At 40.9% G+C, this 19859-nt stretch carries 18 protein-coding genes; 4 read left to right on the top strand and 14 right to left on the bottom strand.

Going from position 1 to position 19859, the window contains the following annotated elements; genetic code table 11:
• Nucleotides 1–18 precede the first annotated feature (18 nt).
• Genes murG through mraZ form a run of 10 tightly spaced genes read right to left on the bottom strand, consistent with a single transcriptional unit; the run spans nucleotide 19 to nucleotide 11126 of the window.
• Nucleotides 19–1125, bottom strand: a complete 1107-nt coding sequence (gene murG, locus ACT3RM_RS00565) for an undecaprenyldiphospho-muramoylpentapeptide beta-N-acetylglucosaminyltransferase (RefSeq protein ID WP_441835428.1) — start codon at nucleotides 1123–1125, stop codon at nucleotides 19–21.
• A complete protein-coding gene (gene ftsW / locus ACT3RM_RS00560) occupies nucleotides 1122–2297 on the bottom strand; it encodes a cell division protein FtsW (protein WP_441835427.1) in 1176 nt (391 codons plus the stop codon). Before ftsW ends, murG begins: the two co-directional genes overlap by 4 nt.
• On the bottom strand, nucleotides 2294–3631 hold the full coding sequence (gene murD / locus ACT3RM_RS00555; protein WP_441835426.1) for a UDP-N-acetylmuramoyl-L-alanine--D-glutamate ligase: 1338 nt from the start codon (nucleotides 3629–3631) through the stop codon (nucleotides 2294–2296). Before murD ends, ftsW begins: the two co-directional genes overlap by 4 nt.
• Complete coding sequence (mraY, locus tag ACT3RM_RS00550; RefSeq protein WP_441835425.1) at nucleotides 3632–4714, bottom strand: phospho-N-acetylmuramoyl-pentapeptide-transferase; 1083 nt, start codon at nucleotides 4712–4714, stop codon at nucleotides 3632–3634.
• Nucleotides 4708–6096 carry a UDP-N-acetylmuramoyl-tripeptide--D-alanyl-D-alanine ligase gene (locus ACT3RM_RS00545; RefSeq protein ID WP_441835424.1) on the bottom strand — a complete coding sequence of 463 codons (1389 nt, stop codon included), beginning with the start codon at nucleotides 6094–6096 and terminating at the stop codon, nucleotides 4708–4710. The genes mraY and ACT3RM_RS00545 overlap by 7 nt, the downstream gene beginning before the upstream one ends.
• Nucleotides 6093–7571 carry a UDP-N-acetylmuramoyl-L-alanyl-D-glutamate--2,6-diaminopimelate ligase gene (gene murE, locus ACT3RM_RS00540; RefSeq protein WP_441835434.1) on the bottom strand — a complete coding sequence of 493 codons (1479 nt, stop codon included), beginning with the start codon at nucleotides 7569–7571 and terminating at the stop codon, nucleotides 6093–6095. Before murE ends, ACT3RM_RS00545 begins: the two co-directional genes overlap by 4 nt.
• Complete coding sequence (locus ACT3RM_RS00535) at nucleotides 7564–9381, bottom strand: peptidoglycan D,D-transpeptidase FtsI family protein (RefSeq protein WP_441994522.1); 1818 nt, start codon at nucleotides 9379–9381, stop codon at nucleotides 7564–7566. Before ACT3RM_RS00535 ends, murE begins: the two co-directional genes overlap by 8 nt.
• Nucleotides 9378–9704, bottom strand: coding sequence for a cell division protein FtsL (gene ftsL, locus ACT3RM_RS00530; RefSeq protein WP_441835422.1), 327 nt, complete (start codon nucleotides 9702–9704; stop codon nucleotides 9378–9380). Before ftsL ends, ACT3RM_RS00535 begins: the two co-directional genes overlap by 4 nt.
• Nucleotides 9704–10639, bottom strand: coding sequence for a 16S rRNA (cytosine(1402)-N(4))-methyltransferase RsmH (rsmH, locus tag ACT3RM_RS00525; RefSeq protein WP_441994521.1), 936 nt, complete (start codon nucleotides 10637–10639; stop codon nucleotides 9704–9706). The genes ftsL and rsmH overlap by 1 nt, the downstream gene beginning before the upstream one ends.
• A gap of 28 nt (nucleotides 10640–10667) precedes the next feature.
• A complete protein-coding gene (gene mraZ, locus ACT3RM_RS00520) occupies nucleotides 10668–11126 on the bottom strand; it encodes a division/cell wall cluster transcriptional repressor MraZ (RefSeq protein ID WP_441835420.1) in 459 nt (152 codons plus the stop codon).
• Between the two features lie 836 nt (nucleotides 11127–11962).
• On the opposite strand from mraZ, the gene ACT3RM_RS00515 reads away from it, so the two are divergent.
• The 3 genes from ACT3RM_RS00515 to ACT3RM_RS00505 are packed head-to-tail and all read left to right on the top strand — an operon-like array spanning nucleotide 11963 to nucleotide 13037.
• Nucleotides 11963–12298, top strand: a complete 336-nt coding sequence (locus tag ACT3RM_RS00515) for a DUF883 domain-containing protein (protein WP_441994520.1) — start codon at nucleotides 11963–11965, stop codon at nucleotides 12296–12298.
• A gap of 5 nt (nucleotides 12299–12303) precedes the next feature.
• A complete protein-coding gene (locus ACT3RM_RS00510) occupies nucleotides 12304–12753 on the top strand; it encodes a hypothetical protein (protein ID WP_441835418.1) in 450 nt (149 codons plus the stop codon).
• 29 nt (nucleotides 12754–12782) lie between these two features.
• Entirely contained in the window at nucleotides 12783–13037 is a 255-nt protein-coding gene (locus ACT3RM_RS00505; RefSeq protein WP_441835417.1) for a hypothetical protein, read from the top strand.
• Between the two features lie 77 nt (nucleotides 13038–13114).
• On the opposite strand, the gene ACT3RM_RS00500 is transcribed toward ACT3RM_RS00505, so the two are convergent.
• From ACT3RM_RS00500 to ACT3RM_RS00490, 3 genes are all read right to left on the bottom strand, one after another.
• A complete protein-coding gene (locus ACT3RM_RS00500) occupies nucleotides 13115–14095 on the bottom strand; it encodes a glutathione S-transferase family protein (RefSeq protein ID WP_441835416.1) in 981 nt (326 codons plus the stop codon).
• A 62-nt stretch (nucleotides 14096–14157) separates the two neighbouring features.
• Complete coding sequence (locus ACT3RM_RS00495; RefSeq protein ID WP_441994519.1) at nucleotides 14158–14331, bottom strand: hypothetical protein; 174 nt, start codon at nucleotides 14329–14331, stop codon at nucleotides 14158–14160.
• A gap of 218 nt (nucleotides 14332–14549) precedes the next feature.
• Nucleotides 14550–15524, bottom strand: a complete 975-nt coding sequence (locus ACT3RM_RS00490; RefSeq protein WP_441836509.1) for a YihY/virulence factor BrkB family protein — start codon at nucleotides 15522–15524, stop codon at nucleotides 14550–14552.
• Nucleotides 15525–15697: 173 nt separating this feature from the next.
• Between ACT3RM_RS00490 and ACT3RM_RS00485 the strand changes: the two genes are divergently transcribed.
• Nucleotides 15698–16831 (top strand): mechanosensitive ion channel family protein, encoded by a 1134-nt coding sequence (locus ACT3RM_RS00485; RefSeq protein WP_441994518.1) that lies wholly within the window; start codon nucleotides 15698–15700, stop codon nucleotides 16829–16831.
• A 74-nt stretch (nucleotides 16832–16905) separates the two neighbouring features.
• Here ACT3RM_RS00485 and ACT3RM_RS00480 read toward each other — a convergent pair whose 3' ends face one another.
• Nucleotides 16906–19857: a TonB-dependent receptor gene (locus ACT3RM_RS00480; protein WP_444511298.1), complete on the bottom strand. Its 2952-nt coding sequence runs from the start codon at nucleotides 19855–19857 to the stop codon at nucleotides 16906–16908.
• Between the last annotated feature and the right edge of the window lie 2 nt (nucleotides 19858–19859).

Here is a 19859-nt window from a genome sequence, read left to right as displayed (position 1 = left end):
TATTGCCGTTTCTTTCACTTAGCTATCTCTTTTTTCTGTTACTTGCAGTGGCTCTTTTTCGCTTGCAGCTGCTACGCAATACTTTGCGACATTTGCAGTCGCATCAATTACTGCTAATTGCGAGGCTGCAGTCGCATGCTCACTGATCAATTCTGGTTGTTCTAAATAAGGCGTTAACAACTCAACTACTGAGTGCGCATTAAATTGCTCTTGAGGCATAATAAGCGCGGCCTTACCATCGACTAAAAATTTTGCGTTGGCTGTTTGGTGGTCATCCACCGCATGCGGATAAGGCACAAATACCGCCATTCGTCCCGCTACAGCAATTTCACTAACTGTCAATGCTCCGGCGCGGCAAATAACAATATCAGCCCACTCATAGGCGCTGTCCATATCATCAATAAATTCGGTTACTTTTGCCTGCTCCGATGTAAAGCCTTGTTGTTTATATGCTTCACGCACTGCATTTAGGTGCCCTTTGCCCGTTTGATGCCGTATCACTACAGAAGAAGTTTCACCTAACATCTTAAACGCAGTGGGTAATGTATCATTGAGCACCTTAGCGCCTAATGAACCACCAACGACTAACAATTTGATTGGGCTAGAAATTGTATGTTTTTTTACATCAGCAACACTTGCCCTTACAGGATTTCCGACTACTTCACTTTGACCCTTTTCAAAAGCCTCTGGAAAAGCGGCAAGTACTTTATTAGCAAACTTAGCTAGGTATTTATTACTCATTCCAGCCACTGCATTTTGCTCATGGATGACTAATGGAATACCTAAACTTTTTGCAGCCACACCTGTTGGTCCAGTAACATAACCACCCATGGCAAGTATCACGTCTGGGCGTTGCTTTTTTAATACTTTTCGTGCTTGCAAAATAGCATTTATCACCATAAAAGGCGCTTTAACTAAACGTGTAATACCGTTACCACGTACACCTTTAACATTAATAAAATCAATATCTATATTATGCTTAGGGACTACATCTGCTTCCATCCGATCAGCCGTACCAATCCAATTCACCTGCCAACCCGCTTTTTTTAAATAATCAGCAACAGCAATACCAGGAAAAATGTGACCACCGGTGCCGCCGGCAACAATAACTATTTTCTTACTCATCGACGACCTCCTCGTGACGTTGCTTGCTTGGTAGCCATTTTGGTTTCAAAATCAACTCGCATCAAAATACCAGCAGCAATAGTCATTATTAATAAGCTGGAACCACCATAAGAAACAAATGGCAGAGTTAATCCTTTGGTCGGCAATATACCTACACTTGCACCGACATTCACCATGGTTTGAAAAGCAAACCAAATACCTATCGCAAAACTAAAATAGCCTTCGTATTCTTTACCACATTTAAGTGCTTGCTCAGCAATCAGTAATGCTCGAAAAACTAACGTACCAAACAAAATTAAGATACTAACAACACCTACAAAGCCAAGTTCTTCACCTATAACGGCAAAAATAAAGTCATTATGTGCTTCAGGTAAGTATTGTAACTTTTGTACGCTATTACCCAACCCTTGACCAAACCAACCACCTTGACTGTATGCCATTAGCGATTGTACTAATTGATAACCCTTGCCAAATGGGTCGTCCCAAGGCTCTAAAAAGCCCACCACCCGAGCCATCCGGTACGGTTCAACTATGATTAGCAACACCACTAAAGCAATACCAGTTAAGATCAACGCAAAAAACTGCCACAACTTAGCTCCGGCTAAAAATAATAATCCGACTGTAGTGACAAACATCACTACCACAGTCCCTAAGTCGGGCTGTAATAAAACCAATAACGCATAAACCGCAAAGACCGCAATCGGCTTAGCAAAACCTTTTAAGTTTTCTTGAACTTCTTCACGTTTACGTACTAAATAGCCCGCGATATAGCTAAAAAAGAATAACTTTGCCAGCTCCGCCGCTTGAATTCCTACAGGACCGATTGGTATCCAGCGTTTTGCACCGTTAACTTCGCGCCCAACAATTAATACCACTACTAATAGCGCTAAACCCAATAGTAATAAATAAGGGTTTGAGCGCTTCCACCAAGTCATCGGTACACAGGACGTGATCCAAAAAAGCACAAAGGCCATAACTAAAAATAAACTGTGGCGAATAATAATATGGTACGGGTCATCGAATAGTCGCTCAGCAGTAGGCATTGAGGCACTCATAACCATCACAAAGCCCAAGCCAATGAGCATAACAACACAATATAATAGCGGTACATCATATAACTGCGCTGATGGACGCGGAGTCAGAGACTCTTTAATATTAGCAAAAGCGATCATGAGTCTTCCTTAACACATTGGCTATTTACACACTCGCTAAAATGCTCACCGCGCTGCATATAATTTTTATACATATCGATACTGGCGCACGCCGGTGCTAATAAAACAATATCGCCTTCAGTGCTAAGCTCTTTAGCAAGACTGACTGCTTCGTCCATGTTAGCCGTTAAGTGGCCTTTTTCTGTTAAAGCAACCAGCGCTTTGGCATCTTTACCAAAACAGATCAGAGCTTTAAGCTGCTCTTGCAAGTAAGGTTTAAGAGCATTTAAATCAGCACCTTTTGCATCGCCACCAGCAATAACAACCAATTGCTTTGCTTGATTGGCTAAGCTTGCGATTGCAGCAATAGTTGCACCTACATTAGTGGCTTTTGAATCATTAAAATACTTAACGCCGTTAAGCTTTGTAACAAACTGGCAGCGATGCGCAAGACCGGTAAATTCACTAAAAGCTCGGCGGTAATGCTCACCGCTGATAGTGAACGGGCTTAATAAAGCCATCACAGCAAGCGCATTTAACTGATTATGGCGACCAACAACATTTAAACAACTGACGGGCAATAACGACTCACCTTTTACGGTAAAATAATCTTCACCTTGGTGACTCTTCAAACAGTAATCACCCGAGGTTAAACCAAAGCTCACCTGATTTGCTGTATCGGTATAAGTTGCACTATCGTCTTTATTCACTACAGCTAGAGACGCATAGCGATAAATAGTCTGCTTTGAATTAATATAACCTTGATAATTTTCATAGCGATCAAGGTGATCTTCAGAAACATTTAATACGCTGGCACTGATTGGTTTTAAACTAGTGGTGGTATCAAGTTGAAAGCTTGATAGTTCCAGTACAAACACATCAAAGCCATCATTTAATAAATCAAGCACTGCAGTACCAATATTACCACCTAAGCCGACTTTATAACCTGCCGTTTTTAATACATCGTAAGCCAGTGTCACTACGGTAGATTTACCATTAGAGCCAGTCACTGCAACGACGGGTTTATCTGTTAAGCGAGCAAATAGCTCTACGTCACCAATCACTTCAACACCTGCATCAATTGCTTTGGCAACGGCATCTGTGCTCAAGCTAAGCCCTGGGCTGATAATAATAATATCGTTATCACTAAGCGCAGTATTATCTAAATCACCAAACTGAGTTGTCAGTTCTGGCGCATGCTCAAGTAACCAATCCCCGCCCGGTGGCGTATTTCGACTATCAGCAACAATAGGCAACACATTATGAGATAACAAAAAACGCACAATGCCCAGACCTGTTACACCGAGTCCGAGCACCGTTATACGCTTATTTTTTATCTCATTTAAATATTTCATTTATCTTATCTTTAATGTTACGAGACCAGCCAGTACAAGTACGATTGATATAATCCAAAAACGCACAATAACCCGCGGCTCTGGCCAACCTTTTAATTCGTAATGATGGTGAATGGGTGCCATTCTAAAAATTCGTTGTCCTCGAAGCTTAAATGAGCCCACTTGCAAAATAACCGACAGCGCTTCCATTACAAACACACCGCCCATAATCACAAGCACGAGTTCTTGGCGTACTAACACGGCAATAATTCCCAGCGCACCACCTAAAGCTAGTGAACCCACATCGCCCATAAATACTTGTGCTGGATAAGTGTTAAACCATAAAAACCCTAAACCGGCGCCAACAATAGCTGTACATACCACCACCAATTCGCTCGCAAGGGGTAAATGTGGAATATGTAAGTACTCAGAAAAATTAACGTTACCGGTTAAATAAGCAATAATTGCTAATGCCGCTGCGACTAAAATAGTTGGCACAATCGCTAAGCCATCAAGGCCATCTGTTAAGTTTACCGCGTTTGAAGTGCCAACAATTACAAAGTAAGTCATTACAATGTAAAACAAGCCTAGTTGCGGTAGGACATCTTTAAAAAATGGCACCACTAATGATGTTTCACTGCCTTGTTGAGCGGTAAAATAAAGTGCACTTGCAACCACTAAAGCAATGACTGACTGCCAAAAGTACTTCCATTTAGCAATTAAGCCTTTTGGATCTTTACGAATAACCTTACGGTAATCATCAATAAAGCCCACTAACCCCAGTGTTCCAATTACAAACAAGGTAGCCCATACATATTTATTTGATAAATCAGCCCACAATAATGTGCTAGTAAAAATAGCGCCTAAAATAAGTAGCCCGCCCATGGTTGGGGTGCCTTTTTTAGATAGGTGCGACTCAGGCCCATCATCACGTACTATTTGACCAATTTGCATTCTTTGCAAAGCACGAATCAATTTTGGACCAAAATAAAGCGATATTAATAACGCGGTTAAAATGCCTAATACAGCGCGCACCGTCAGGTACGAAAAAATATTAAAACCACTGTAATATTGTGTTAAATACTCAGCCAGCCAAACTAACATGATGATACTCCATTGCTGCCAAGTTGCTGGCTATTAACTAAATCTTGTACAAGCAATTCCATACGAGAACTGCGAGAACCTTTTACTACGATGGTGGTTTTTCGCCCAGATTTAGCCAGTTCACTTTGTAACTGTTGTAATAGCTGGTCACGACTCGAAAAGTGGCGATTCGGCTTTTCAAATTCATCGCTGGCGGACTTACTTAATACCCCTAAAGTATAAAGCTCATCAATACCTTTTAATTTTGCATATTCGCCCACTTGCTGATGGTACATGCGCGCATCTTCACCTAACTCGCCCATATCACCAAAAGCTAAAATACGTTGGCCTGATATATCGCTGAGTAAATCTATTGCCGCTTTTACCGACTCAACATTAGCATTGTAGGTATCATCAATAACCGTTAGGTTGTCATCTACTTTAATAATATTTACACGGCCTTTTACTTCAGCCATATTAGCCAAAGCGCTAGCAATGCACTTAAGATCAACATCAAATTCAAGCGTAAGTGATGCAGCTATCAGCGCATTAGCCACGTTATGCTTACCTGGTAAAGCAAGTTTCACAGGCACTCGTTGAGTGGCTGTACACATGTAAAACGAGGCATGAGCTTGCTCATCTAGGCTAACTTCTTCAGCCCAAATATCTAACTTTTCACTGGTTGAAAAACGCTTAACTTGACGACCTTGCAATTTATCCAGCCAATAGTCACTATAATCACTATCGCTGTTAATAATGGCTACGCCATGCTCTTTTAAACCGTCGTAAATTTCACCTTTGGCGGTTGCTACACCTTGTAAAGAGCCAAAACCTTCAATATGCGCGGCGGCCACATTACAAACTACCGCGACATCTGCTTTAGTCATCGCTGCGGTATAGGCTATTTCACCAATATGATTCGCACCCAGCTCTATCACCGCATATTGATGCTTGGCTTCTAGGCGCAATAAAGTCAGTGGCACACCAATATCGTTATTAAAATTGCCCTCGGTAGCAAGCACTTCGCCATGACCCGATAGAATAGCCGCGCACATCTCCTTTACAGTGGTTTTACCCACACTGCCGGTAATTGCAATGGTCTTTGGCGACACTTCAGCCATAACGGCTGCGCCGATTTCACCGAGCGCCAAACGCGTATCCGCTACCACAAACTGTGGTAAATCAATATCAACTTCACGGCTAACAATCGCTGCTATCGCGCCTTTTTCTTTAGCTTGTTGCACAAACTTATGGCCATCAAAATTAGGCCCTTGTAATGCTAAAAACACTTCACCAGCGCACAAGCTGCGGGTGTCAGTATTTATGTTCGTTACTTGTTGATTACCACCTTGGTAATCTGTTGCTAGCACTTTGGCAAGCCAATTAAAATCCATTGGGATCATAACTGTGATCCTCGTGATTTTTTTGTTAATTGTTGTTGTACATATTGGCGATCACAAAAGTCGATGCGTTGATCGCCAATAATTTGATAATCTTCATGGCCTTTACCAGCAATTAAAATTACTTCTTCAGAGCTTGCTTGTTCAATAGCGTAACTAATAGCGGCACCACGATTTTCTTCAAGATGCGCTTTTTCTGGTTGTGCAAGCCCCGCTGCAACATCGTTAATTATTTGCATAGGTTCTTCGCTACGCGGGTTGTCACTGGTAATTATAAGTTTATCGGCATTATCTTCTGCGGCTTTTGCCATCAGCGGGCGCTTACCTTTATCACGATCACCACCACAGCCAAAGACACAACTTACGCCGCCGGGAACATGTTTTTGCAGTGCTTGTAATGCCAAGGCAAGTGCATCTGGAGTATGAGCGAAATCAACAATACAGGTTGGTTTGTCATTAGCGCTATAAGCTTGCATACGTCCTGCAACAGGTTCAAGTGTTTTACAGCCCTCAGCTAAACGCGTAAGTGGATAACCTAAACCTAATAAGGTGGCGATCGCTGCAGCTAAGTTATATAAGTTAAACTCACCAAATAAGGGGGACTCTATTTTAATATCACCCCAGCTGGTATTTAAAAGAGCAGCAATACCGCCCTGATGAAAGTTGACCTCGCTAAAATACACATATTTGGCTGCTTCTGGCGCTAAATTTTTATGCCCGTAACAAATAAGATTATTAAAGTTGTACTTTTCAAGCCATAGCTCTGCTTGGTTATCGTCTTGATTAAGCACCACAAGCTCAGCATTATAGTCACGCATCAGCATTAACTTAGCATCACCATAATTTTGCATGTCACCATGGTAATCTAAGTGGTCTCGGGATAAGTTAGTAAACACGGCGGCTTTAAACTGACATTGGCCAACTCGCTGCTGCACTAAACCGTGGGATGAGACTTCCATTGCAACTAGTTTATTATTTTTCGCTTTTAAGTCAGCTAGAATGCGCTGCAGCTCAACACTTGAAGGTGTGGTATTTAGAAGTGGTATTAAGTTATCAGTTTGACCATAACCTAAAGTGCCAATAATAGCGGCTTGAGTATCGCAATATTCAGCTAGGTGGGCAATCATTGCTGTCGTTGTTGATTTACCATTGGTGCCAGTCACACCAACAAGCTCAAGTTTCTGGCTTGCGTGCTGGTAAAATGCACTAGCAAGAACGGCTAGCTTTTTATCTAAATCAGTGACTAAATAAAGTGGTTCAAAGTCGCTTTCAAACTCACACAGTCTATCGGCTACAATGGCTATAGCGCCATTTTCAATCGCTTTTTCTATAAAATGTCCGCCATCAAGTTGATGGCCTTTAATTGCTACAAATACATCGCCGGGTTTAACTTCACGGCTGTCTAAACGCAGCTGATTCACCTGTAGGCTACTAGCGTCCACTTCAATCTGTTTAAGAATCGGCTGTAAATCACGCATCATTATCTTTACCTTTCATATAGGCAACAGCATCTTTGTCTGGAGCCACATTTAAAATTCGTAAAGCATTTGACACTATTTCAGCAAAGGCAGGTCCGGCGGTAGCACCGCCAGAGTAAACATCGCCACCGGGTTCATTAATCATCACAACGACCGCTAAACGAGGGTTACTCGCTGGCGCTACGCCGGCAAAATAACCAACATATTCATCACCATAACCACCCGCAGCAGCTTTTTTAGAAGTACCGGTTTTACCCGCAGCACGGTAACCATCTACATTAACATTACGCGCTGTGCCGCCGTCTTCAAAAACGCTTTCCATCATATGAACAACGGCTTCAACATCTTTTTGTTGAAAAACACGCTCACCTTCAGGTGCATGTTCTTGCTTTAATACAGTCAGTGGACGATTTATGCCGCCTGCACCTAACATGGCATAAAAACGTGCCATCTGAGCGGTACTTACCGCAATATTATAGCCAAAAGATAGCGCAGCAATTTCATGATCAGACCAACGCCTATTTGGATAGAATAAACCACTACTTTCACCGACCATCCTGGTGCCGGTATCGCTACCAAACCCAACCTTTTGAAACAAACCAACAAAATAATCTTTTGGCACAGTTTGCGTGACTTTTGTAACGCCCATATTGCTGGAGTACTTTAAAATCTCACGTAAGCTCATTTCACCATGGTTACGGGTATCTTGTACTAATGAGCCGCCTAAACGCATCCAACCTGGATACGTATCAATAGTGTCATCGACTTTAACTGAGCCGTAGTCTAGCCCAGCTAAAATGGCTAGCGGCTTAACAGTTGAGCCAGGTTCAAACAAATCAGTGATTGCACGGTTACGACGTTTGTGTGGTGAGGCATTACGCATATTATTTGGGTTAAATGAAGGGCTATTGACCATCGCCAACACTTCGCCAGTTTTAACATCGACCACCATCGCTGACCCTGAGGTAGCTTTGTATGTAAGTACAGCCGATTTAACCGCTTTATAAGCAATGGTTTGAATACGTTGATCAATACTCAGTTGAATATTTTCTGGCTCCACACGCTCTCGTTCATCAAGCACTTCAACTTCACGGCCTTGTGCATCTTTACGAATAGTACGACGGCCTTCAACCCCGGTTAACGGTTTTTCATAAAGCTTTTCAATCCCTTCGATACCTTTACCATCAATATTGGTAAAGCCAAGTACGTGAGCGGTTATTTCCCCAGCCGGGTAGTAACGTTTTGACTCATCAAGCAAATGAATGCCAGGCAAGCGCAGATCGCCAATGTAATTTGCAACCGCTGGTGTTACTTGACGTTTTAAGTATACAAAACGGCGGGTTTCATCATCCCGTAAACGGCTATTAATTTTTTTCGGTTCAATGCGCAGCACATCAGCCAGTTCACGCCAACGTAAGTCGTTTTTGTAATAAATAGCACTACGCTTGGTCAGTTCGGATTGGTTTTCTGCCAATGTTTGATAATCTTCGCCATTCTTACGCGCTTGTCTAAGCACTTTACTTACCAGTGATTTATTTAGTGCTTTAGGGTCGGCATAAACACTTACAACCGGTACGCTTACCGCTAATTCTTTACCATTACGGTCAAAAATCATACCCCGTTGCACATGAAGTTTCTCTACTCGAACTGTGCGTTTATTGCTTTCTGAACGAGCTTTATCTGGCTCTATTACTTGTAAATAGGCTGCACGCGACACAAGCGTTACAAAAATAAGTAACACCACAGTACACACCAACATAAAACGCCAGGTGATTAAAGTTGTAACGGGCTTTTTGCCTCTACTATTCATGGCAGAATAATTACCTGTTCATCTCGGCTTGACGGCCGCTTCATTTCTAGTTGCATAGTGGCAATTTCTTCAATGCGCACATGCTGCGAATAAAACTCTTCTTCGACCAGTAAATAACGCCACTCTAAGTCGAGTTCATCGCGCTCTTGTAGTAACTGATCTTGTTCGATTAACTCTTGGCGTGCTAGGTGAGTTACCTGCACAACCGCTAAACTTGTTACGAATATCATAAGCAATAAGGCCGAGGTTAGCTTATTAGCTCCTAGGCCTTTGATAATTTCATAGAATAAATTGGGCTTTCGATGATTCGCTTTAGCTTTCATTACAGCCTCTGTGCAACTCTAAGTACTGAACTGCGTGAACGTGGGTTTGCCGCAATTTCAGTATCACTAGGTTTAATCGCTTTACCCACTGCTTTTAACGTTAGGTTTTTATTTATTTGTGCATCCGTTAAAGGCAGACCTCTGGGTACTGCTTCTCCCTTACTCTGTTTTTTAATAAACTGTTTTACTATGCGATCTTCTAATGAATGGAAAGAGATCACTACCAAACGTCCACCCGGTTTTAATACAGTAATTGCCGACTGTAATGCTGTTTGAATTTCTTCAAGCTCACTATTAATATAAATACGAATAGCCTGAAAGGTACGCGTTGCGGGGTGTTTATATTTATCTTTTACTGGCACCGCTTCATCAACCAAATCGGCTAATTGCTTAGTTGTAGTGATAGGTGTGTGCTCACGTGTTTCTAAAACTTTATGGGCAATACGACGACCGAATTTTTCTTCACCTAATTTTTTAATAACATGGGTAATATCTTCAAGTTCAGCCTCCGCTAACCACTGCGCTGCGCTGCGACCAGTACTTGGGTCCATACGCATATCGAGCGGCCCGTCTTTCATAAAGCTAAAACCACGCTGTGCATCATCTAGTTGCGGTGACGACACACCAATATCAAGCAAAATACCATCAACCTTACCAACTAAATCATTGTCTTGTGCAACCTCTAAAATATTTGAAAAACGTGTGTGGGCAATACTAAAACGTTTATCGTCGGCAAACTTTTCAGCAGCTTTAATTGCTTGTGGGTCTTGATCAATCGCTTGCAAGCGCCCCTGCTCTCCTAATCGCGCAAGTATTTGTCCAGAATGTCCGCCACGGCCAAAAGTACCATCCATATAAATACCGTCTTGCTTGATCGCAAGGGATTCGATGGTTTCGTCCATTAATACGGAAATATGTTCAAATTGCGCTGTCATTAGCTAATTATTGCCTTAAATTTGGTGACTAGAGCGATAAACTGTCTAAGTCTGGGGTAGATTCAAATTCACCGAGCATTTCTATTTCGGTGTCCTGACGCATCTGCTCTTGCCAGCGTGCTTCATCCCAAATTTCAAACTTGTTCATCAAACCAACCAACATGATCTTTTTGCCAAGCTCTGCATGTGCGCGCAATGAAGGCGCTAACAAAATTCGACCGTTTTTATCGAGCTGATATTCTGTGGCGTTACCAAGTAGCATGCGCTGCATACGTCTTGCACGGGGATTCATATTGGAGATCTTTGCCAATTTTGCTTCTATTTCAATCCACTCTGCTAGTGGATAAAGCCACAAGCACGGCTCGTTTAATGCGACTGTGCAGATCACAGTGCCCTGATCTTCGGACAATAGCGAATCACGGTACTTGGTAGGTACCGCAAAGCGTCCTTTATCATCCAAACTCAGTGAACTCGCACCGCGAAACATAAATATGCCTAATCTAATCGTTGGTATTCATCAACATTGGCATCTTGATCCAATTTGATCCACTAAAAACCACTTTTTACCACAGTGCTCCAGTTTAGGGCTTGACACGCTATTTTGTCAAGTCGGCAAGATCCTATAATGCGCTCTTAAACCTAGAAAAAATAAGGCTTCACGCAAAGCTACTGAATTATGTGGGAAAAAGTGGATAAAGAAGAAAAAAATAATTTTTTTATAAATTGCTTTAAGAATGAACAATTGTCACTGACTGAATACCTAGTGAATAATTACATTATTTTTATATTGTTTGATTAGGGATGCTAACCTTTCAATACTAAATCAAGACTAAAGCTTATTAATCAAGGGCGGTTAATCGCAGCGCGATATTTGTGCTCAATAACAGCTTCGACTTTATTCTACTGGCTTATATCCCCATCAGAATGAATAAAAACCGAATAAAGCTACCGCGTCCTAAATATTTATGTGAGCAAAAGTTCAATCGCCCTAAACAGGGTATTCCGGACACCACGTATTTGGTATTCATACTAGATTATCGCCTTTTTACGGAGGATAAACACTAGATAGGCTCTGCTTTTCTTGAAAATTAAACCTCAAAAAATAACAACAACAAAGACACTTAAACCATTACGATATGACTTGCGATGACTATGTAAAATTTACCCAAACCGCGAAAGTGTTACTTGAAAGGAAAGATATGAATCATATTAAAAAACATATAAAAAAATCAAACGGCTGATTTTAAATGTTTTTTAATGGCTGGTTTGATGATTGCATTAGTTATATTACTTTTCAAAGAAATGAACTATTAAGGATTGATTATGACTACTTCAACAGCTAAGCAAACAGCATCAAACTCTAAAGCAGCTCCACAAAAATCAGATGTGGATGCTCCATTTACTGAAAAAGCAACTTCAGCTGCGCATGAGGCTGTAGACTCACTTTCATCACGTGCAGCTACAGCTGAGAGCTCAGTTCGTCATGGAGCATCAAGCTCAGCGCAAACATTATCTGAAAAGCAATTAGAGGCACGTATTAAAATGGCTGAATATTCAGGAAAAACACGCCAGCTAGCCTCTGAAAATCCACTTGCAACCGCAGGTATCGCTTTTGCGGCAGGTATGTTAGTTACTTCTCTTCTTGGTCGTAGAAAGTAATTACTATGCAGCATACCGACGATAAAACATCGGATGAGCAAGCACAAAGTTCAGCAGAGCAATCTGCTGAACATTCTGCGCAGCTATGGCAAGAGCATTTAGCTAAATTATCAGGTTACAGCCAACAAATTTACCATGACTATAAAACACAGTCGGGACTATGTAAAAATATAGCGCAAGCTGAATTGCGCTTATCAACACGTTCATTGGCATTACTCATAATTTTACTGGTCTGCTTTGCCGGTGGTTTAGTGTTACTTTGGGCTGGGTTGCTGGCGACTCTCGGGTTTGCGGTGTTTGCATTTAGTGGCTCAGTTTGGCTCAGCGCTGCGTTATTAATATGTTTACAGCTTATTTTTTTAGTTTGGACTTGGAAGAATATTGGCTACATTAGTAATAAAATAGGTTTTACTAAAACATTACATAGCCTCAAACAGCTTTTAAATATTAAGTAAGACTTAGATATCCAGACCGGAGAAAAATCATGTTAATTGATTATTTTATTAAAAAGCCAAATCACAAAGTAACTCAACTCAGTAAAGAAATGGATTTACAGCAAAGTTTAAAAAGGCAGCATCAGAGTGCATTTACTTACCGTTTAAAAAGGTTTGCGCTAACCAAAGTAGGGCTTGCCAGTGCATTTAGTGCGGGGGTAGGTTATCAAGCGCTTAAATCTGATGATAAAAGCAGTAAATCAAATTATCTCAGTAAGTTTACTTGGCTACTCAGGCTAATTTAAACCTCAAATCACTGAGGTTTAGCCGTTACACTGATCTATAAATTAATACCAATCCACTATAAAAAACTACTTTAAAGTCATCCCAATTTTTCCCTGTTATGATCACGCATATAATCAATATCAGGTCCTTTAGGAACAATCTGAGTCGGATTAATCATTGTCTGACTATAATAGTAATGACGCTTGATATGATAAAAATCAATGGTATCTGCCACACCCGGAACTTGATAAAGCTCTCTTAAATACTGACTAAGCGCGGGATAGCTTTCAATAGTACGTAAATTACATTTAAAATGCCCCACGTATACACTGTCAAAGCGAACTAGTGTAGTAAATAAACGCCAATCAGCTTCGGTTATTTCACTTCCTACTAAATAACGCGAAGTTGTTAAACGCTGCTCAACGTTATCAAGAGCACTAAATAATGAATCAAATGCTTGCTCATACGCATTAACTGTTGTCGCAAAGCCTGCGCGATATACGCCATTGTTGATATTTTCATAAATAAACTCATTTATTTCATCAATATCACTTTGTAATACAGCCGGATAAAAGTCGCGTTTATCATTGGTTATCTCATTAAATGCGCTATTAAACATACGAATTATATCTGCCGACTCATTGCTAACAATTTTGTTTTGCTGTTTATCCCAAAGCACAGGTATTGTAACGCGGCCACTATAATCACTTTTATGCTGAGTATATATTTGATGCATAAAATCATTATTAAACAACTTATCACCGCTACTGTGGTTATCGGTATCAAAACTCCAACCATGCGCAAGCATATCAGGACTAACCACTGAAACATCGATATGTGACTCAAGACCCTTTAGTTTTCTAAATATCAAGGTACGATGCGCCCAAGGGCAAGCCAATGAAACGTAGAGGTGATAACGCCCTGACTGCGCTTTAAAACCAGCCTCACCAGTTGGCCCAGCGGTGCCATCTTTAGTAACCCAATTACGTAATTGAGCGGCTTCACGTTTAAACTCCCCCTGATTACTCTCAGTGTCGTACCATTTATCTTGCCATTGACCTTTTACTAATAGTCCCATAAAGACCTCCGATAATTAAATTTGACCAAATATTCGCCACATCGATAATCACGCGTTACTGCCTAATCGTATTTTGCGTAGCCATTACAATGAACCTGATGTGCGCTATTGGTTTCTTTAAGTGACTCACCGGCCAAAATAAGTATGTCAGCGTTTTGCTCACTCGTGAACTCAATCTCGCTGCCAGGCTCTAGAGTCAATAATTTACCTGCCTCTAAACTACTGTTGTCAGCCATCAACAGGCAAGTACAAACTCACGACTTATGGGAATATGTACACCAGTTAAACCACTCAACTTAACACCAAAGTCATTGGTAAGTGGGGACAGATTCGACTCTGCACGCTAGGCTAACTTAATAACTTACAACGTTTATTTAATTACTAGCAACATACTTGCAACAAAAGAGTAGTAAAGGCAGCCCTAGCCCTTACCACTCTAGTTGAGTCGTGTAGACTACTCATCCCGGCTTTCTTGTTTGGCCTGCAACGTCGTTAAACGGTCGGCAACAAACGCACCTCGCTCCCCAGCATCTTTAGCTGGACCGATAGTGCTGTCATGCATCGTTTGCTGCTCTGTGCAGGCATTAACTGCTGCACCAAAAATAATAATATAAGCACTAATATACAACCACATCAACATAATCACTACACCACCAATAGAGCCATAGGTTTCATTATAAGAAGAAAATTGAGATACATAATATGAAAAACCTAAAGACGCAATAATCCAAAAAAACATCGCAATCAATGAGCCTGGGGTTACCCAGCACCATTTTGCAGGACTACGGTGTGGTGCATAACGATACAATAAAGCCAAAGCAAAATTAAATGTGATTGCCAATATAGGCCAAGAAATTAACTGAATAAGCGTATCAATATGAGCGTTAAGCCCCACTAAATTAAGCACGATAGGTAATATACCAATGATTAATAACGCAATAACCGCAACAACTATCGCCCCGAACGAAAACACAAAGCGTACAAATAACGCTTTAAAGAACTGCCTTTTATTATGTTGATGATACGTAATATTGCATGCTGTAATTAATGCCTGACAACCTTTACTGCTACTCCAAACAGCCAGTAACAATGTACCAATAGCACTCACACTCAGCTGTGTTTGTGATTTTTCTGTCACCTGCGAAACCTGCTCTAATATAATATCGCGACTACTTTGCGGTAATAATGTTACAAACCGGCTTAACAGCTCAGAAATATCCGCTGGCGACGCAAAATACGCATACGTCGAAACGAGTGCAGCAAGTGCAGGAAAAATAGCTAACAAGGCATAAAAAGCAACTCCCGCAGCAACAAATGAGAGGTTATCTTGCGATAAGCTGGTATAAACTCGCTTACTAATATCCCACCAACCCAATAATGGAATTTCAGTCGGTGTTCGTGCTTGATGCCCGCGTTCATCTTTCGACATGATGATAACCCCGCTATGATTACTTGCCGCGCAGCACATAAATAACTGCCCATTAATAACAGGGTGTAGCAAATAGTTTGCCAGCTCGAACTGGCCTCTTATTTGCTATTCTAATAAGTAATAAACCGATTAGTAAACGGTCTAATCACTTTTGTGTATTATGGAAAATGCCCATGCAATATAGCCATTTATATATAAATCAGAATATTAAAAGATTAATCGAAAATGAAAACATAAGTACCAGAAACGATGCATGGCAGTTTTTGTGGCCTGACTTAGAACAGCAAGTTATGCAGTTTTTACAAGCTGCTTGGCAAATGTTACCGGCTCTACTATTGGGCGTAGTGGTTATCATTGGCTGCTATTTTTTAGCTCGACCACTTTCAAAAATAATTATTAAGCCACTAGGTTATATGAGTGAAAGCCACTTGCTTAATTTAGTTGCACGACGCTTTGTTAGTATTTTAATTATCTTCTTTGGAATTTATATATTCTTACGCTTAGTTGGCCTCACTCAATTTGCTGTGGCCGTTATGAGTGGTACCGGGTTACTGGGTTTAATTTTAGGTTTTGCGTTTCGCGATATTGCTGAAAACTTTATTTCCAGTATGTTACTTAGCGTGCAGCGGCCATTTAAAATTGATGATGTTATCGAAGTTAATAATCATTTAGGGGTGGTAAAAAAAGTGACTGCTCGCGCCACAACCTTAGTGGATTTTGATGGTAATCATATTCAAATACCTAATGCGACGGTGTATAAGAATGTCATTAAAAACTTAACAGCAAACCCTAAAATGCGCGGTCACTTTGTATTGGGAGTTGGTTTTGATAACGACGTTCGCGCCGTGCAAAACCGCGCTCTTGAAATAATAAAAGCCCAGAGCGCTATTATAGACGATCCCGCTCCACAAGTATTGGTAGACAACTTAGGCGCAGCCACAATCAATTTAACCATTTACTTTTGGGTTAATAGCGAACAGCACAGCACTATTAAAGTTGCCTCGCAGCTTATGCGTACACTGGTGACTGACTTTATTGAACAAGGAATAAGTATGCCCGATGACGCTCGAGAGCGGATATTACTCAATAGCCAAGGCGACGATCTTTATTTACCTACAGCAACTCAGCCCGAAACAGGCGTCCCTCAAGCACAGCAAAAAAATCAGCCAGTGTCAGAAAAACCTAAAATCAATAAAAGTTATAATAATCAAAGGCATAATTTAGATGATGTTAGCAGTGATGTAGATGAAATCCGTGAGCAAGCAGATCAAGCCAGAGATCCAGAGCAAGGTAGTAACATTATTTAATGATATTTTTACGGTGGGTAAAGTAGAAAAAGGCAAAAATGCCTTTTCCTACTTATCTTAGCTTGGAAATAAACTTAGAGCTTAAAAGAAACTCCAGCAAATAAGCGTGGGCCATAGCTGTTTACTTCACCTAAATTATCTTCAGTGTAGAAATCCTGAGACTTAGGCTCACTAAATAGGTTAATAGCTTCAAACTTCACCCTTACGTGACTATTTATTCTGTATGAAGCGCGCATTTCCCACACACCTACCGCATCAACATAGCGTAAGCGTGTACCGTTACTAGTATAAGGTTGGAAGTACTCACTACGATATTTATAAATAACAGCCGTATCAAAATCACCAATTTGATAGTATACCTGACCACTAAATACATGCTCTGAGAATCCAGGAACCGCGCCCGGCTCAACAATCCCCTCTGTTAATTGAGAGCTGTTACCGTCTATATCAGTAACAAAGGTGTCCCCATAGTTGCTATCTTCAAACTCATAATCAGTGTCAGCATAGTTATAACCAAATTTTACACCTATACCGCTATCCCAGCGATAAGCAATCGAACTCTCAATACCATAAATATCACTTTCCTCATCGGTGGTAACTGAGTTAGTAATCGGTAGCTGATAGCTATTGCCATCTATTACAAATTCTTCTAGTACTGTTTGCTGCTGGAAACCACCTTGGAATTGCTTGTAATAGAAACCAAGAGAGAAAATAGAGTCATCATTTGGATACCATTCAATAGCTGCATCATAGTTCCATGACATTAACGGCTGCGTATTTGGATTACCTGAACCATTAACACCAACAAATAGCTCTTCTATAGTCGTCGGTGCAGCGTCGTCATCAGTTTGAAAGGTACGACTGTAGCTTAAGTTACCCGGTTCGACTCTTGACATACCACGGAATATACCACCACGGATTAAAATATCTTCGCTATAATCAACTACTAAGTTGAAGCTTGGCAGTATCTCAGTATAGTCACCGCCCCCTTCAATTTTATCAAGAGAATCGCCCGGTACTACATCCAATACACCTAGATCATCTGTAACCACTTCAAAAGTGTTTCTAAAACCAATTGAATTTACATCAGTATCAACAATACGAACACCGACATTACCACGAATGAACTTACCAAACATTTCAGTATCATAATTAGCCATTAAGTACGCTGCAGTGGTTTTTTCTGTGACATCTTTAGTACCTGCATTTTCATACTCAACTTCAGGGTAAACCCATTCCTCGCCCACAATTCCTGCCACTTCTTGTGAGAAACATGTATTGTCGTATGTAGCCCAAGAAGAACCTGTTCCACTATCTATTACATTCCCATCACTATCAACATTGGTGATAATGTCGCCATCAGATACGCTGGATAAGAAGCCTGATTCTGGAAAATCAATTTGACAACTTTCCAACACGCCTAACACAACATCCGGATCAACGTTATCATCCAATGCATACTCAGTACGTGAGCCATTACCATTACTGCCACCAAACTGTAAGAAAGTAAGTTCAGAAGCTCTAAAGCCACCTTGTATACTAGTGAACATGCCGCTATCGAGTAAATAAGTGAAATCTATTCGAGCCCCTATAACTTCATGTTCACGGCTGTTTTCACGGTCAATACGTGAACGTAAGCTATCAGTAAAGTTTGTGATATCTGTTACATCAAAATCTTGTGTAGTGAAATGAGGTATTTCATCTCCCATATCCCAAGAAAAAAATGGACGGTTAACTGTTCTACCGCGGTTCGATATTTGTAGCTCTTCACGTTTTGTTTGTGAGTAAGATACATCAAAGTTTAAACTTAAATTATCTGTAGCTTGGTGCTCTATGTTTAAACCATAACCAATGTAGTTTTCTTCACGTGAAAACTGTTCACCGGCTGATTCTATTCTTTCTTCACCTTCCCAGTGTAGAATGCTGCCCACGTCATTTGTTACAAGTGTAGGTCCAGTAACACCTGGCGTTGCACGTTTTTGTAAAAATTTAATATCATGTCGAGCTTCTGCTTGGATACGATCAGACACTTGCACATCAAAATTAATATCCCATGTATCAGACGGTTGATATTGCATAGCAAAGAAAATAGCATCACGCTCATCTGAAGTTTCATTTTGACGATAGCTACGGGTGCTCCCTGTCCAGGCATAAGGTACTCCATCACTAGTTGCTTTACCTGTGTCTGGGTCAATTTCCGTATCATAACCTTGGTTACTACCACCGGTGATACGGTCTTCACAGTCATCTGCTTCACCACGGTAGAAACCTTCATTAGTATTAGTTGGGTCGTTTAAACAAGCCCACAACGAGGATCCTGATGGGCTAGAGCTTCTATATTCGGATTCTGGCTGGTTGATATCTTGACGCTGAACACCAAAAGAAACACCAACAGCTTGACCATTATCAAATTCAAACTGATCTACGTAACTAAAAGTACCTCGAAAGCCAATATCACTTTGTAATGAATTCTCTACATTACTTTCATCAGGATTGTAATTTGCCTTCACTTCACCCTGAATTCTTTGCTTGCCGTAGTCAAGAGGTTGCACGGTTTCAAGTGCAATAACACCTGCCACGCCCCCTTCGATCATTGAGGCATCTTGGGTTTTATAAATGGCTATTTTTTTAACTAGCTCTGATGGAAACTGAGAAAAGTTTACCGAACGGTCACCACTACCATTAGTCGCTTCGCGCCCATTAATATGAGTAGCACTTAAAAATGGCCCCAGACCACGAATAGTAATCTCTGTAGCACCACCATTTTCACGGTGTGACGCAGCACCTGTGATTGACTCTAGTGCTTCACCAATAGATAGAGCAGGTAAATCACCAATATCTTCAGCTGAAAGCCCATCAACAACCGTTGTTGCTTCGCGTTTTATGGCTATTTGATCTTGAATTGTTCTGCGCGAACCGGTGATACTAATAATTTCAATACCATCATCTTCACTTGCTTGTGTATTTTCGGGGGCTTCTTGAGCCTGTGCAGCAAAAGCAAATGAACCCGCCAAACTTGCCACCAACG

Origin of the sequence: Pseudoalteromonas sp. AOP7-A1-14 (genome assembly GCF_052376275.1) — a bacterium.
GTDB lineage: Bacteria > Pseudomonadota > Gammaproteobacteria > Enterobacterales > Alteromonadaceae > Pseudoalteromonas.
The sequence above is the reverse complement of the archived record's forward strand: the minus strand, read 5'-3'. Positions and strand labels throughout refer to the sequence as shown.

Excerpts from the sequence above, each read along its gene's own strand:
- murG (WP_441835428.1), bottom strand. The coding sequence starts at position 1,125 with ATGAGTAAGAAAATAGTTATTGTTGCCGGCGGCACCGGTGGTCACATT.
- ftsW (WP_441835427.1), bottom strand. The coding sequence starts at position 2,297 with ATGATCGCTTTTGCTAATATTAAAGAGTCTCTGACTCCGCGTCCATCA.
- murD (WP_441835426.1), bottom strand. The coding sequence starts at position 3,631 with ATGAAATATTTAAATGAGATAAAAAATAAGCGTATAACGGTGCTCGGA.
- mraY (WP_441835425.1), bottom strand. The coding sequence starts at position 4,714 with ATGTTAGTTTGGCTGGCTGAGTATTTAACACAATATTACAGTGGTTTT.
- ACT3RM_RS00545 (WP_441835424.1), bottom strand. The coding sequence starts at position 6,096 with ATGATCCCAATGGATTTTAATTGGCTTGCCAAAGTGCTAGCAACAGAT.
- murE (WP_441835434.1), bottom strand. The coding sequence starts at position 7,571 with ATGCGTGATTTACAGCCGATTCTTAAACAGATTGAAGTGGACGCTAGT.
- ACT3RM_RS00535 (WP_441994522.1), bottom strand. The coding sequence starts at position 9,381 with ATGAATAGTAGAGGCAAAAAGCCCGTTACAACTTTAATCACCTGGCGT.
- ftsL (WP_441835422.1), bottom strand. The coding sequence starts at position 9,704 with ATGAAAGCTAAAGCGAATCATCGAAAGCCCAATTTATTCTATGAAATT.
- rsmH (WP_441994521.1), bottom strand. The coding sequence starts at position 10,639 with ATGACAGCGCAATTTGAACATATTTCCGTATTAATGGACGAAACCATC.
- mraZ (WP_441835420.1), bottom strand. The coding sequence starts at position 11,126 with ATGTTTCGCGGTGCGAGTTCACTGAGTTTGGATGATAAAGGACGCTTT.
- ACT3RM_RS00515 (WP_441994520.1), top strand. The coding sequence starts at position 11,963 with ATGACTACTTCAACAGCTAAGCAAACAGCATCAAACTCTAAAGCAGCT.
- ACT3RM_RS00510 (WP_441835418.1), top strand. The coding sequence starts at position 12,304 with ATGCAGCATACCGACGATAAAACATCGGATGAGCAAGCACAAAGTTCA.
- ACT3RM_RS00505 (WP_441835417.1), top strand. The coding sequence starts at position 12,783 with ATGTTAATTGATTATTTTATTAAAAAGCCAAATCACAAAGTAACTCAA.
- ACT3RM_RS00500 (WP_441835416.1), bottom strand. The coding sequence starts at position 14,095 with ATGGGACTATTAGTAAAAGGTCAATGGCAAGATAAATGGTACGACACT.
- ACT3RM_RS00495 (WP_441994519.1), bottom strand. The coding sequence starts at position 14,331 with ATGGCTGACAACAGTAGTTTAGAGGCAGGTAAATTATTGACTCTAGAG.
- ACT3RM_RS00490 (WP_441836509.1), bottom strand. The coding sequence starts at position 15,524 with ATGTCGAAAGATGAACGCGGGCATCAAGCACGAACACCGACTGAAATT.
- ACT3RM_RS00485 (WP_441994518.1), top strand. The coding sequence starts at position 15,698 with ATGCAATATAGCCATTTATATATAAATCAGAATATTAAAAGATTAATC.